This window comes from Escherichia sp. TC-EC600-tetX4 (assembly GCF_019356055.1).
GTDB lineage: Bacteria > Pseudomonadota > Gammaproteobacteria > Enterobacterales > Enterobacteriaceae.
Genome location: NZ_CP079924.1, coordinates 519423 through 534446 on the forward strand (window position 1 = coordinate 519423; position 15024 = coordinate 534446).

Genomic DNA, 15024 nt, shown 5'->3' on the forward strand with positions numbered 1-15024 from the left:
TTATTCGCACCTTCCCTAATTGATGCTGTTCCTGTGCTGCCCGGATTGTCATTTTTGCCACTGGCTAACGCCAGGTCGAGATTGTTACTACCTGAAAATGCATCGCTGGCGATCAGATTTAATGAACCATTCGGGCCAAATCCAAATCCGTTGTTGGAAATATTAGCGGTATTCAACTGAACACGAATATGAGCGTCCTGATCGCATTGCATTACCAGCGTGATTGTTCTGTCTGCTAATTGTGTTGTTTTACCCCGGTCAACTTGGCGCATGGCAGCACTTCGTTTGCCATAGTCGATATTTTGTATGCTACTGGAGATATTACACTCTGCCTGAGCGGCCATGGCGAAGTTCAGCAGCAGGCATCCTGTTATTATCCGTTTCATTGGCACTCTCCTGTTGCTGTCTCATAGAACACATCTTTTGGTGCATCTTCTGGGAATGTAAGGTGAATACGGCATGATTGCTGCTCATCTTTTATATCTAGCACCATGTCCGGTTTGATGTTATTGAGGAATACAACACCGTCATCCACTGATGTTGTCAGATAGTTGCCTTCACTATCTTCAATCGCAACGCCTCTGGGCAGTTTTTTGCCGTCGGAAAGTGTGATATTGAGTAATGCACGGCGTTGTGTTATCGCACTGAATCCGACTTTCCCTACTGCACCACGGCCTTGTTTGATCATTTTTGTGCCGTTACCGATATCGACATTTTTTGGCAAGCTGGCGGTATCGATCTCAACTCCTGATGTTCGCCACGGCTGGATTGATGGAATGACGGCATTACCCCGAAAATCTGTCCATACTGGGCCTGCCTGAGATGTAATTCTGACACCTGCAATATTGTTATCCATTTTTGCGATGGCGAAAGTGTCATTGATAGTCCACGGTGAAAAGGTCACTCCCTGATCATGTACGGCAATACCACCTGACATCGTACCGTTGTAAGTACGGCTATCACTGCCGCTTGCTCCTGCGGCAAGGCTGACTTGGGTGTAATGGAGATTGGAACTGATACTGCCGTTCAAGCTCGTTTCACGTTCGTCGTGATCTCGTTCAGCATTCACATAGTAGGACATCTCATCTGAGACGACTCCCATGACACCAGTACCATAGTGGGTTTTATGATCGTCATGGCGAGTATACAGTGTGGCGGTGTTTGATCTGCCAAATGGAATACTGATGTTGACGTAGAACAGATCACCATCGTCTTCATTATTTTCTGAAGCACTAAGTTGATGCTGCCAGTTGACGGAAACCGTGGCGTGTTTGAACGCTTTGTTCCAGTTAATATTAAGGTTGCTTGAGTCATTGTCACCGTCGTAACTATATGTTTTATAGCCACTGATGTTGAAACCACCCAGAATGGAGTTAGACCAGTTTAAACCAAGCGCATAAGTGCTTTTAGTCGGATCGGTATAATCATCATCAATCGCTTCAGACAGTTCGCGATAATGGCGATCAGATCGAGTGAGGCTGGTTGTTAGCCCAAGTGAAAATGGGAGATTGTAGTTCGCGTCAAGACGATATTTCTGTCCTTGCAGTGAGTCTTTCGTATCCTGCGATGTACTAATTTGGCTGCTCACTGTTAAATCGGGCAGGGGAACCAGACTCGACCGGATTGATGCCGCCTGATAATTTTCTGCTACGATAACGCCGCCGTTCATTGCACTCCAGCGTGTCAGATTCCATCCGCTCGATGCACTAATTACCCAAGGTGATTCGTCATAGTCATCGTCTACCCGCCCTATCGCGAAGCGATAACCCTGGAAGCTTTCTACATGCTGATTAAACAGGGTGGAGGGAACAATATAGTTGTGCGAACTACCGTCTGTTTCGACAACGGTGACATTAAGATCACTATTACCATTGCGAACAGGTACATCAGGGATAGTGAATGCGCCCGCAGGAACCAGAATGGAATGAATTAAAACTCCTTGTTGACGAATCTCGACACGAGCCTGAGAGGTGTTGGCTATACCAGTAACTTGCACACCACTGCCGCTGGTTTGCAATGCGTTGTCCGGTGCGATTTCGATACCGTAAATACTGGCTCCTTCCAACACGCTATTATTGAGGTTAACTTCACCTGCTCGCATGAGTGTTTTAAGATCTGTAAAGGTACGTTGAAGGTAGGTTGACGAGTTCTGGTTACTGAATGTGCCATTTGTTTGTGTAAGGAACTGATGGCTGCGTAACATCCAGTCATTAATATTAATCCCGCCTTCAAGTGCAGCCTGGGAGTAGTCCGAACTCCCATTAGAAAATTCTGCACGGCTGCTCATCAGAGAGTAGTTTAGCAGCGCAGCTGTTCCACCAGTTGCTGCGTTTGTGAGATCCAACCCTATGGGAATGATCGCCTGTGGTGAAACGATAATATCTAACGCTTCCTGGTTAGGTAATGGTGTGATTGTGGTACCCGGGTAGGACAATATATAGTCGTAACAGCCATTTTTTTCTTCAGAAGGAATTTTTAAACCGGCTTGTTGCAGAAATGCCTGATCAAGACAAATGTCGCCATTTTCATCAAAGCGCGTAGCAATGTTGCCTTTTTTTTCGCCATTTACTGATACTATCAGTGAATATTCACCTGGCAAAAAACGGGCTGAACGGGAAAAATAATGCGATATATTAGGATCTACACCTAGTGATTTTAATGTTTCCCGATCAAAATCAACAGCGGCAATCTCTATACCATCTGCATTGGCTGGGGGAGAAAAGGCAAAACCAATGGTGTAGGCCAGTAACGTTTTTTTTAACATCCTTGTCGCTCCAGGCAAAGTTATTTTAAGTCAGTGACATATTTATTACCGCGATAACCATATCGGCTGGCTGGGTAAAACTCGACTTTTGTATCCGTAGCGTTTGTTAATGCAGTAGTTGTACTGGTGTGTGGTAGAAAATAGGTCTTATTTATAGCCCCCGTTTTTCCTGAAGGGAGCGTTTTAAATTGTAAGGTCATACGAACGACATAATTACTGGGGTTGCTAATCTCAATTTGGTCGCCATTTTTACGCCATTCCAGGAATTTCCAGGTCTCTCGCTCTTCCGGCAGGGAAGCCGGGTGGATCAGTACAGGTAGATCCTGACGAATTGAAACAGTAACTCTGCTGCTCTTGTCATCTTTTGGTGGAATACCTTCGAACGTTACGCGTTTCAGCTCTTCTGATTGCAGAGGAACAGTCGCCTGAAGTAAAAATCGAACCTGTTGTACTTGACCGGCTTCAACACGAATAACGGGCTGAGTCGGGATTAAACGAATTGATTTATTGCTTTCAGGCAAATCAACAATGGTGGTGTAAAGCAATGAAGGATGATCATCTGTATTCTTAATATTAATACTAGCTTCACCACGCTTTTCATCAACCAGCAATACTGATGTTTCAGGAACCATCCCTGTGGCTAAGGTATTCATTGATGTTGTTATAAATACAGTGAATGTAATGTGTCTGAGCATTTAAATTAAAACTCCTGTAATAATGATAAATAACGCAGAAACATATTGTTAATATATGTTATGCACTGTTTGCGATGAGATTGATTAAGACAGACCATGTCATAGGGCATAATCTGTCCGAGTTATAGCTAACTGGTTAATGCGTAAAAATAAAAACTGTATTACAAGTTCTTATAAATACTGAACGCTGATAGTGACGTTACCATCCAGTTTGATCGTTTCATCAGAACCAAGAATAGTATTGTCATTTACCGCAGCATCAATCAGTAACGGGAAGGTGACCGCTGTAATAGCAACAGGTGTCAGTTCCCCTGTTTTTGCAACAGAATAACCGCGCTCGATTGCTGAGCAACTTGTCAGCGAGCAGAATGCGCCATTAGATGAGGCTTTCCATGTGGGGGTCGCTGCTGACCAGTGGTCAGTTTGAATCAGGTCGACAGGAATTTCACCTGTATCGTCCGCCGCGTGAATCCCACCATTAGACCTGTCAATACCAATGGATGCAGCGCCAATTTTTTGTCCATTAGGCGCAGAACCTAAACCAAAGGCGTTTTTCGTTCCCTTCATATCTACGAGAGTATCATAAGCTTTTTCAATATAGGATGTGTCGTTTAACGCTACAATGGTCGACTGACGGTTATCCTTGGAGGTTACAGCAATTAGCGTTGGTGCTGTGCAGGTTATATTTAATGTGCTGTTTTTGCGGCCCAGTTGAACCAGTTTATTACTTTTACCGGTCGGATTCAGCGCACTGTTATGATGTTTCCCATAGTCAACAATGCCGCCGCCCGTAACAACTGGGGTACATGCACCAGGGGTATACTCGCCGATGATAGTTAATTCTGTATCAGTTGAATCTGTTGCCATGGCACTGAATGCTGCAACAGAAAGTGCTGCACAAATAGCAGCTGTTGTGAGGTTCTTTTTGAAAAACATATGAACATATCCTTAATAACAAATTTATTTTTTAAAATAAAAAGCTGAAGCAGTATATATATCTGTTTGTGAATGTAAATAAATAACTCGTTCAGAAATAGCCAACTTGCTGGGATGTATTTATTTAATGAATTTTATAGTTACGATCATGTGAATAATAAGGTGCTGGTGAGGTGGTTTGTGGTGATAATTATTCATTACATGAATGTTTGCGCTGAAAAATAGGAAAATATATAGATAATTAAGGATAATATATTGGTTTTTTATATTCATATTTTGTATATTAATATCGAGACAATTTACATGGAATGAAAAGACTGAATAGCTTGCAGAATCGGTATTGTCAGAGGTGTTAACAAGTAATTGAGACGGATTGTAAATGAGAAATTGCTTGATGTGCTTCACTCATCAGACTTGGTGAACAAAGCACAATTTATTGAAAATTATCCCTATTATAGGAAAGGTCAAACGCTCATGCCGCATTTGCCAGAAAACAACGCGCACTTCGTCAGTAATTTGATTCGCCAGACACAGTCTGGCGAATTCATTGTTACCTCGCTTAAACTTCCAGCCAGTTCATAATACCGTCTGCCGCCTTACGACCTTCGGCAATAGCGGTCACCACCAGATCGGAACCACGGACGATATCGCCGCCAGCAAAGATTTTCGGGTTGCTGGTCTGGAAGGCGTTGTCGCTGCCTTCCGGGGCGATGATGCGGCCTTGTGAATCCAGCTCGACGCTGTGTTTTGCCAGCCATTCCATGTTGTGTGGACGGAAACCAAACGCCATGATCACCGCATCTGCCGGAACGATATGTTCGGAACCTGCAACGATCTCCGCGCGGCGACGGCCTTTGGCGTCCGGTTCGCCCATTTCGGTACGCACCATTTTTACGCCGCTGACTTTGCCGTTACCGTTCACTTCAATACCCAGCGGCTGGACGTTGAATTTGAACTCTACGCCTTCTTCCCGCGCGTTTTTCACTTCGCGGCGGGAACCCGGCATGTTCTCTTCATCACGACGATAGGCACAGGTAACGTGCTTCGCTCCCTGGCGCACGGACGTACGCACGCAGTCCATCGCAGTGTCGCCACCGCCAAGGACCACCACGCGTTTGCCTTCCATGCTGACGAACGGTTCGTCGCGGGTTTCACCAAAGCCCATTAACTGTTTGGTGTTGGCGATGAGGAACGGCAGCGCTGCGTACACGCCATCGGCGTCTTCGTTTTCCAGCCCGCCGCGCATTGACTGATAAGTCCCGACGCCAAGGAACACGGCATCGTAATCACTCAGCAGATCGTCCAGCTGTACGTCGCGGCCCACTTCGGTATTGAGTTTGAATTCAATACCCATGCCGGTGAAGATTTCACGGCGACGCGTCATTACCTCTTTTTCCAGCTTGAAGGCCGGAATACCGAAGGTCAGCAGCCCGCCAATTTCTGGATGACGGTCGAAGACAACGGCTTTTACGCCGTTACGCGTCAGGACATCCGCACACGCCAGACCTGCCGGGCCTGCGCCGATAATCGCCACTTTTTTACCGGTCTGTTTCACACCAGACATATCCGGACGCCAGCCCATCTCGAACGCTTTATCGTTGATATAGCGCTCAATGTTGCCGATGGTCACCGCGCCAAACTCATCGTTCAGAGTGCAGGAACCTTCGCACAGACGGTCTTGCGGGCAGACTCGTCCGCAAACTTCCGGCAGGGTGTTGGTCTGGTGCGACAGTTCCGCCGCTTCAAAAATACGCCCCTCGTTGGCGAGCTTCAGCCAGTTCGGGATGTAGTTGTGTACCGGGCATTTCCACTCGCAGTATGGGTTGCCGCACGACAGGCAGCGGTCAGCCTGCGCTTTGGCCTGGCCTTCGGAAAACGGCTCGTAAATTTCAACAAACTCAATTTTGCGGATCTTCAGCGGTTTCTTTGGCGGATCAACGCGCTGCAGGTCGATAAATTGATAAACATTCTGACTCATTGTTGCTACCCCTTACTGCGCCTGCACGCGCAACTCAGCTGCGCTACGACTACGGTGACCCAGCAGTGCTTTTACATCACTGGACTTCGGTTTAACCAGCGCAAATTTAGTGGCGAAGGTTGACCAGTTCGCCAGAATCTCTTCACCGCGCTGAGAGCCGGTATGCTGCACATGCTCGGTGATAAGACCACGCAGATGCTCTTCATGGATCGCCAGAGCGTCAACGCTTAAGACCTCGACCAGTTCCGGGTTAACGCGTTTGCGGAAATCGCCGCTTTCATCGAGAACGTAAGCGAAACCGCCGGTCATGCCCGCACCGAAGTTAACGCCGGTTTTACCCAGAATGCAGACGATACCACCCGTCATATATTCACAACCGTTGTCGCCAATGCCTTCTACCACGGTGATAGCACCGGAGTTACGCACGCCGAAACGTTCACCCGCGCGGCCTGCGGCATACAGACGACCACCGGTCGCGCCATACAGGCAGGTGTTGCCGATAATGCTTGCTTCATGGCTGCGGAAGGCGGAACCAACCGGAGGACGAATGGCGATTAAGCCGCCCGCCATGCCTTTACCGACATAGTCGTTGGCATCACCGGTCAGGTACAGTTCCACGCCGCCCGCGTTCCACACGCCGAAGCTCTGGCCTGCGGTGCCGTTGAAGTACGCTTTGATAGGATCGGCTGCCAGCCCCTGATCGCCGTGCGTCTGGGCGATATAGCCTGAAAGCGACGCGCCGACAGAACGGTCGGTGTTGCGAATATCGAACCAGAAGGTTTTGCTCTGGCGCTCATCGACAAACGGTTTCGCCTGTTGCAGCAACTGCGCGTTCAGCAGGCCGTTATCAAACGGCGGGTTGTTTTCGGTGCAGTAGAGTGCCTTACCTGGATGCGGTTCGGCAGTCTCCAGCAGCTTCGACAGCGCCAGCTTCTGCTGTTTGGCGGTGAAACCGTCCAGCTCTTTCAGCAGGTCGGTGCGACCAATCAGATCCACCAGACGTGTTACGCCAAGCTGTGCCATCAGCTCGCGGGTTTCACGGGCGATAAACTCAAAGTAATTCGTCACCTTGAATGGCAGGCCGTGATAGTGGTTCTTACGCAGTTTGTCATCCTGAGTTGCTACACCCGTTGCGCAGTTGTTCAGATGGCAAATACGTAGATATTTACAGCCGAGCGCCACCATCGGGCCAGTGCCGAAGCCGAAGCTTTCTGCGCCGAGAATCGCCGCCTTGATGATATCGACACCCGTTTTCAGGCCGCCATCGACCTGCAAACGGATCTTGTGACGCAAGCCGTTAGCAACCAGCGCCTGCTGGGTTTCAACAAGCCCCAGCTCCCACGGACAGCCTGCGTATTTCACCGATGAAAGCGGACTTGCGCCGGTGCCGCCGTCATAGCCTGCGATGGTGATCAAGTCCGCATAAGCTTTTGCCACGCCAGTCGCGATGGTGCCTACTCCCGGTTCGGAAACCAGCTTCACGGAGATCATCGCTTTCGGGTTAACCTGCTTGAGGTCGAAAATGAGCTGCGCTAAGTCCTCGATAGAGTAGATATCGTGGTGCGGCGGCGGGGAGATCAGCGTCACTCCGGGCACCGAATAGCGCAGTTTGGCGATGTAAGGCGTGACTTTATCACCCGGCAACTGACCGCCTTCGCCTGGCTTCGCGCCCTGGGCGACTTTAATCTGAATGACGTCGGCATTGACCAGATACGCCGGAGTAACCCCAAAGCGACCGGAAGCCACCTGCTTGATGCGCGACACTTTGTTGGTGCCGTAGCGCGCCGGGTCTTCGCCGCCTTCACCGGAGTTCGAATTACCGCCGATGCTGTTCATCGCTTCCGCCAGCGCCTCGTGGGCTTCCGGGCTTAACGCGCCGATAGACATCGCGGCGGTATCAAAGCGTTTAAACAGTTCGCTTGCCGGTTCAACATCAGCAATGTTGACCGCGTTTTCACCCGGCGTAATTGCCAGCAGATCGCGCAGCGTGGTTGCCGGACGCTCATTAACCAGCTTCGCGTATTCCTGATAGTCGCTGTACTCGCCGCTTTGTACCGCTTGTTGCAGCGTGCGCACCACGTCCGGGTTGTAGGCGTGGTATTCGCCGCCGTGGACGTATTTCAGCAGACCGCCCTGGCTGATGGGCTTACGCGCCAGCCAGGCACGTTTCGACAGATTCAGCAGATCCTGCTGGAAGTCTTCAAAGCTTGCTCCACCAATGCGGCTGACCGCCCCCTGGAAGCACAGGCCCACTACATCATCGTGTAGACCGACCGCTTCAAACAGTTTCGAGCAGCGGTAAGAGGCGATGGTGGAGATGCCCATTTTGGACATGATTTTGTACAAGCCTTTGTTGATGCCGTTACGGTAGTTGAGCATCACGGTACGATAATCTTTGGCAATCGCATGGGTGTCTACCAGGCGGCCCAGCGTTTCATAGGCAAGGTATGGATAAATAGCCGTCGCGCCGAAGCCCAGCAACACGGCGAAGTGGTGCGGATCGCGGGCGCTGGCGGTTTCGACGATGATGTTGGCATCGCAACGCAGGCTTTGATCGACCAGACGGGTCTGGATCGCGCCAACCGCCATCGGGGCTGGAACCGGCAGGCGATCTTTAGCGATATTCCGGTCGGAGAGCACCAGCAGCACGGTGCCGCTACGTACCATTTTTTCGGCTTTGTCGCACAGCTCTTTGACTGTCGCTTCGAGCGTGGTTTTAGTGACGTCAAAGGTGATATCCAGCGTATCTGCGCGGTAGTGCTCCTCTTTCATCGTCGTGAGCTGTTTGAAATCGGAGTAGAGCAGAATCGGCGATTTAAAGCTTAAACGGTGCGCCTGGCCCTCTGCTTCGCAAAAGACGTTCATTTCACGACCGATACTGGTGGCGAGCGACATAACATGCGCTTCACGCAGCGGGTCGATTGGCGGGTTAGTCACCTGGGCAAACTGCTGGCGGAAGTAGTCGTAAATAATGCGCGGCTGACTGGAGAGCACGGCGAATGGGGTATCATCGCCCATCGAACCGACCGCTTCCTGACCGTTTTCGCCCAGTACGCGAATTACGGAGTCCAGCTCTTCCGCGCTGTAGTTAAACTGTTTCTGGTAGCTGGCAAGCGTGTCGTCGTCCAGTTCGCGGCTACCCACTTCTTCATCGGGCAGATCTTCAAACGGTACCAGTCGGCGGACGTTTTTCTCCATCCACTCTTTATATGGATGGCGGCTTTTCAGATCGTCATCGGTTTCTGCCGAGTGCAGAATACGCCCACTGCGGGTGTCGATAACCATCAGTTCGCCTGGCCCGACGCGGCCTTTTTCGACCACTTCGTCAGGCTGGTAATCCCAGATACCGACTTCAGAGGCGCAGGTGATGAGCTTATCTTTGGTGATGACGTAGCGCGCCGGACGCAGACCGTTACGGTCGAGGTTACAGGCGGCAAAACGACCGTCGGACATCACGATGCCCGCCGGGCCATCCCACGGCTCCATATGCATGGAGTTAAAGTCAAAGAAGGCACGCAGTTCCGGGTCCATATCCGGGTTGTTCTGCCAGGCGGGTGGTACTAATAGACGCATGGCGCGGATGATATCCATCCCGCCTGCCAGCAGCAGTTCCAGCATGTTATCCATCGAACTGGAGTCAGAGCCGGTTTCGTTGACGAACGGTGCGGCGTCGTGCAGGTCAGGGATAAGCGGTGTCTGGAATTTATAAGTACGCGCACGCGCCCATTGGCGGTTACCGGTGATGGTGTTGATTTCACCGTTATGCGCCAGATAGCGGAACGGTTGCGCCAGCGGCCAGCGCGGTACGGTGTTAGTGGAGAAGCGCTGGTGGAACAGGCAAATGGCCGATTCCAGACGCAGGTCCGCAAGATCCAGATAAAAGCGCGGCAGATCCGTCGGCATACACAGACCTTTATAGATGTTCACCAGATTCGACAGGCTACAGACGTAGAAGTCTTTGTCGGCTTCGAGACGCTTTTCAATGCGGCGGCGGGCGATAAACAGACGGCGCTCCATATCGCGTGGACGCCAGCCTGCCGGGGCGTTCACAAAAATTTGCTCAATGCGTGGCAGAGAGGAGAGGGCGATTTCACCCAGCACGCCTTCGTTAGTGGGGACATCACGCCAGCCCACAATCGACAAGGTTTCGCGTTGCAGTTCTTCTTCAACGATGCGGCGTGCGGCAGCGGCGAGTTCAGGATCTTTATTCAGGAAGAGCATCCCGACAGCGTAGTTTTTTGCTAAACGCCAGCCGCGCTCCTGCGCAACGATGCGAAAAAAGCGATCCGGTTTTTGTAACAGCAAGCCGCAACCGTCGCCGGTTTTACCATCGGCGAGAATCGCGCCACGGTGCTGCATGCGGGCCAGTGCGTGTATTGCAGTACGCACTACCTTGTGGCTAGGTTCGCCTTCTATGTGGGCGATCAGGCCGAAACCACAGTTATCCCTCTCAAGGGATTTATCGTACAACATATCGTGAACCTCCCCCAGGCTCTGCGGGAACCCCACTTCCGAACCGCTGCGCACGGGCACAGAAAGAGCGTGGCGACGGGGTTTGCGTGTCATACGCGCGCCTCGCATTCGCCCCCTTGTTGTCCTTTTCGCATCGGTTAATACGGTGAAGAGGGGATCTCAATTACTGCATAAATATGATGAGCAGGCTGCTCATCCAGAAAGCTTCCAGCGGATTTCCAACTTATCGGGAAAGCTGATACAGGTCAAATGGCAAGCTTATTGGTACAGAAATGTGCTTTAGCGCAAAATTCTTTATTAAATGACTGAAATTAAAATGGATTTTATCTTTAAGGCTAAAAGGGAAGTCGTTAGAGAAACAGTCAATTCCTGACTGTCATAAAGGTGTGTTAACCCTTATCCTGCCTTGAACTGACGACAAAACCAGCATTTTATACTGCCTTAATTGGTAATGACGTTTCATGCTACTGTTTTTGCCTAAAATCCATCAGGAGATAAAAAAATCTGACACAAGATAAGCAAAAGTGATTTATGTGATTATGCATGAAATTTCGGTAATTTTGATTGATTATGCAGTTGATAAAAGCAGGCCGGGACGATTGATCCAGGTCATCGCCGAATTGAGCTAAAAATGGCAGGCTTTGGCCTCTTTTCAAGGCGCGGTCTATCAGATTATGCAGTTACAGAAATTAGTCAATATGTTTGGTGGTGATCTCACCCGTCGTTATGGGCAAAAGGTGCATAAGCTGACGCTGCACGGCGGTTTTAGCTGCCCTAACCGTGACGGTACCATCGGGCGTGGTGGCTGCACATTCTGTAATGTTGCCTCGTTTGCCGATGAAGCGCAGCAGCATCGTTCCATTGCCGAGCAACTGGCGCACCAGGCGAATTTAGTTAACCGCGCTAAACGCTATCTGGCCTACTTTCAGGCGTATACCAGCACCTTTGCGGAAGTTCAGGTGCTGCGTTCTATGTATCAGCAGGCGGTGAGCCAGGCCAATATTGTCGGTTTGTGTGTGGGTACCCGCCCGGACTGCGTGCCGGATGCGGTGCTGGATCTGCTTTGCGAATATAAGGACCAGGGTTACGAAGTGTGGCTGGAGCTGGGGCTACAAACCGCCCACGACAAAACACTGCATCGCATCAACCGCGGCCATGATTTTGCCTGTTATCAGCGTACAACCCAGCTGGCACGTCAGCGCGGGCTGAAGGTGTGTTCCCACTTAATTGTCGGCCTGCCTGGCGAAGGGCAGGCTGAATGTTTGCAAACGCTGGAGCGAGTGGTTGAAACCGGCGTGGACGGCATAAAGCTGCATCCGCTGCATATTGTGAAAGGCAGCATTATGGCGAAAGCCTGGGAAGCGGGGCGTTTGAACGGTATTGAACTGGAGGATTACACGCTCACTGCCGGAGAAATGATTCGCCATACGCCACCGGAAGTGATCTACCACCGCATTTCCGCCAGCGCCCGTCGCCCGACGCTGCTTGCTCCGCTGTGGTGCGAAAATCGATGGACGGGAATGGTCGAGCTGGATCGCTATCTGAATGAACATGGCGTACAGGGATCGGCGCTGGGACGTCCGTGGCTACCTCCAACGGAGTAGGTCGTTGAGGGGAATTCCGCATTTCTCACACAATTTATAACGTAACTGTCAGAATTGGGTATTATTGGGGCAGGTTGTCGTGAAGGAATTCCCTAATGAAGCAAATTCGTCTGCTGGCGCAGTATTATGTTGACCTGATGATGAAGTTAGGTCTGGTGCGCTTCTCAATGTTGCTGGCGCTGGCCCTCGTCGTTCTTGCCATTGTGGTACAAATGGCGGTAACCATGGTGCTGCATGGTCAGGTCGAAAGCATTGATGTTATTCGTTCTATCTTCTTTGGTTTGCTGATTACGCCGTGGGCGGTCTACTTTCTATCGGTGGTCGTCGAGCAACTGGAGGAGTCACGACAACGTCTGTCACGGCTGGTGCAAAAACTGGAGGAGATGCGCGAGCGCGATTTGAGCCTCAACGTTCAGTTAAAAGATAATATTGCCCAGCTAAATCAGGAAATTGCCGTTCGTGAAAAAGCGGAAGCAGAACTGCAGGAAACCTTCGGCCAACTGAAAATTGAAATCAAAGAGCGCGAAGAGACACAAATTCAGCTCGAGCAGCAATCCTCATTCTTACGTTCCTTCCTTGATGCTTCACCCGACCTGGTTTTTTATCGTAACGAAGATAAAGAGTTTTCCGGCTGTAACCGCGCGATGGAGCTGCTGACCGGAAAAAGCGAAAAACAACTGGTTCACCTGAAACCTGCTGATGTTTACTCACCGGAAGCCGCCGCAAAAGTCATTGAAACCGATGAAAAAGTGTTCCGTCATAATGTGTCACTGACCTATGAACAGTGGCTGGATTACCCGGACGGGCGCAAAGCCTGCTTTGAAATCCGTAAAGTGCCGTACTACGACCGCGTGGGTAAACGTCACGGTTTGATGGGCTTTGGTCGCGACATTACCGAGCGTAAGCGGTATCAGGATGCGCTTGAACGGGCCAGCCGCGACAAAACGACGTTTATCTCCACCATCAGTCACGAATTGCGTACACCGCTGAACGGTATCGTCGGTCTGAGCCGCATTCTGCTGGATACCGAACTCACCGCCGAGCAGGAAAAATATCTCAAGACCATCCATGTTTCGGCCGTCACGCTGGGGAATATCTTTAACGATATTATCGACATGGATAAGATGGAACGGCGCAAGGTCCAGCTTGATAATCAACCGGTTGATTTCACCAGCTTCCTTGCCGATCTGGAAAATCTCTCCGCATTGCAGGCGCAACAAAAAGGATTGCGCTTTAACCTGGAGCCGACGCTGCCATTACCGCATCAGGTCATTACCGACGGGACGCGTTTACGGCAGATCCTGTGGAACCTCATCAGTAACGCCGTCAAATTCACCCAGCAAGGCCAGGTTACCGTGCGCGTGCGCTACGATGAAGGCGATATGCTGCATTTTGAAGTGGAAGACTCTGGTATCGGCATTCCGCAGGATGAGCTGGATAAAATTTTCGCCATGTATTACCAGGTGAAAGACAGTCATGGCGGTAAACCTGCCACCGGCACCGGTATTGGTCTGGCCGTTTCTCGTCGTCTGGCGAAAAATATGGGCGGCGATATTACGGTTACCAGCGAACAGGGCAAAGGTTCAACCTTTACGTTGACGATCCACGCACCGTCGGTAGCAGAAGAGGTCGATGATGCGTTTGATGAAGACGATATGCCTTTACCGGCGCTGAATGTGCTGCTGGTGGAAGACATTGAACTGAACGTGATTGTTGCGCGTTCTGTGCTGGAAAAATTAGGTAACAGCGTTGATGTCGCCATGACCGGCAAGGCGGCGCTGGAGATGTTTAAACCGGGCGAATACGACCTGGTGTTGCTGGATATTCAGTTGCCAGATATGACCGGGCTGGATATCTCTCGTGAACTGACGAAACGTTATCCGCGCGAGGATTTACCGCCGCTGGTGGCCTTAACCGCTAACGTGCTGAAAGACAAACAAGAGTACCTCAATGCTGGAATGGATGATGTGCTGAGTAAGCCGCTTTCTGTTCCGGCGCTAACCGCGATGATCAAGAAATTCTGGGATACCCAGGATGATGAGGAGAGTACGGTGACGACAGAAGAGAACAGTAAATCAGAAGCATTGCTCGATATTCCCATGCTGGAACAGTATCTCGAACTTGTAGGACCGAAGCTGATCACCGACGGGTTAGCGGTGTTTGAGAAGATGATGCCGGGCTATGTCAGCGTGCTGGAGTCGAATCTGACGGCGCAGGATAAAAAAGGCATTGTTGAGGAAGGACATAAAATTAAAGGTGCGGCGGGGTCAGTGGGGTTACGCCATCTGCAACAGCTGGGTCAGCAAATTCAGTCTCCTGACCTTCCGGCCTGGGAAGATAACGTCGGTGAATGGATTGAAGAGATGAAAGAAGAGTGGCGTCACGACGTAGAAGTGCTGAAAGCGTGGGTGGCAAAAGCCACTAAAAAATGACCCCGGCTAGACCGGGGTGCGCGAATACTGCGCCAACACCAGGGAAATCTTGGCTGCGCCGTAAATTATTATGATGAGTTACAAGGGCACAGCACTGTTTTTCAGGCCGCACGCAGTTAAGATAGCAAAACTTGGTGATGCT

At 50.5% G+C, this 15024-nt stretch carries 7 protein-coding genes and 1 pseudogene; 2 read left to right on the plus strand and 6 right to left on the minus strand.

The features are described from left to right. Nucleotides 1-2: 2 nt before the first annotated feature. From KXD89_RS02505 to gltB, 6 genes and pseudogenes are all read right to left on the minus strand, one after another. Nucleotides 3-386, minus strand: a pseudogene (locus KXD89_RS02505) (YhcE family protein); the annotation flags it as partial. Then, complete coding sequence (locus KXD89_RS02510) at nucleotides 383-2764, minus strand: fimbrial biogenesis outer membrane usher protein (protein WP_000914994.1); 2382 nt, start codon at nucleotides 2762-2764, stop codon at nucleotides 383-385. The pseudogene KXD89_RS02505 and the gene KXD89_RS02510, both read right to left, overlap by 4 nt. A 20-nt stretch (nucleotides 2765-2784) precedes the next feature. Beyond that, nucleotides 2785-3459 carry a fimbria/pilus chaperone family protein gene (locus KXD89_RS02515; protein ID WP_001311157.1) on the minus strand — a complete coding sequence of 225 codons (675 nt, stop codon included), beginning with the start codon at nucleotides 3457-3459 and terminating at the stop codon, nucleotides 2785-2787. Between the two features lie 171 nt (nucleotides 3460-3630). Further along, complete coding sequence (locus tag KXD89_RS02520; protein WP_000465371.1) at nucleotides 3631-4395, minus strand: DUF1120 domain-containing protein; 765 nt, start codon at nucleotides 4393-4395, stop codon at nucleotides 3631-3633. 559 nt (nucleotides 4396-4954) lie between these two features. Then, on the minus strand, nucleotides 4955-6373 hold the full coding sequence (gltD, locus tag KXD89_RS02525) for a glutamate synthase subunit GltD (protein ID WP_000081674.1): 1419 nt from the start codon (nucleotides 6371-6373) through the stop codon (nucleotides 4955-4957). Between the two features lie 12 nt (nucleotides 6374-6385). Then, nucleotides 6386-10846 (minus strand): glutamate synthase large subunit, encoded by a 4461-nt coding sequence (gene gltB / locus KXD89_RS02530; RefSeq protein WP_001300352.1) that lies wholly within the window; start codon nucleotides 10844-10846, stop codon nucleotides 6386-6388. A gap of 674 nt (nucleotides 10847-11520) precedes the next feature. Here gltB and KXD89_RS02535 point away from each other — a divergent pair. Continuing rightward, entirely contained in the window at nucleotides 11521-12450 is a 930-nt protein-coding gene (locus tag KXD89_RS02535; protein WP_001299745.1) for a TIGR01212 family radical SAM protein, read from the plus strand. A 95-nt stretch (nucleotides 12451-12545) separates the two neighbouring features. Next, the gene (arcB, locus tag KXD89_RS02540; RefSeq protein ID WP_000809774.1) at nucleotides 12546-14882 is read left to right on the plus strand and encodes an aerobic respiration two-component sensor histidine kinase ArcB; all 2337 of its coding nucleotides are present in this window, start codon (nucleotides 12546-12548) and stop codon (nucleotides 14880-14882) included. The last annotated feature ends 142 nt before the right edge of the window (nucleotides 14883-15024 follow it).

Coding starts and splice junctions, on each gene's coding strand:
- KXD89_RS02510 (WP_000914994.1), bottom strand. CDS start 2,764: ATGTTAAAAAAAACGTTACTGGCCTACACCATTGGTTTTGCCTTTTCT.
- KXD89_RS02515 (WP_001311157.1), bottom strand. CDS start 3,459: ATGCTCAGACACATTACATTCACTGTATTTATAACAACATCAATGAAT.
- KXD89_RS02520 (WP_000465371.1), bottom strand. CDS start 4,395: ATGTTTTTCAAAAAGAACCTCACAACAGCTGCTATTTGTGCAGCACTT.
- gltD (WP_000081674.1), bottom strand. CDS start 6,373: ATGAGTCAGAATGTTTATCAATTTATCGACCTGCAGCGCGTTGATCCG.
- gltB (WP_001300352.1), bottom strand. CDS start 10,846: ATGTTGTACGATAAATCCCTTGAGAGGGATAACTGTGGTTTCGGCCTG.
- KXD89_RS02535 (WP_001299745.1), top strand. CDS start 11,521: ATGCAGTTACAGAAATTAGTCAATATGTTTGGTGGTGATCTCACCCGT.
- arcB (WP_000809774.1), top strand. CDS start 12,546: ATGAAGCAAATTCGTCTGCTGGCGCAGTATTATGTTGACCTGATGATG.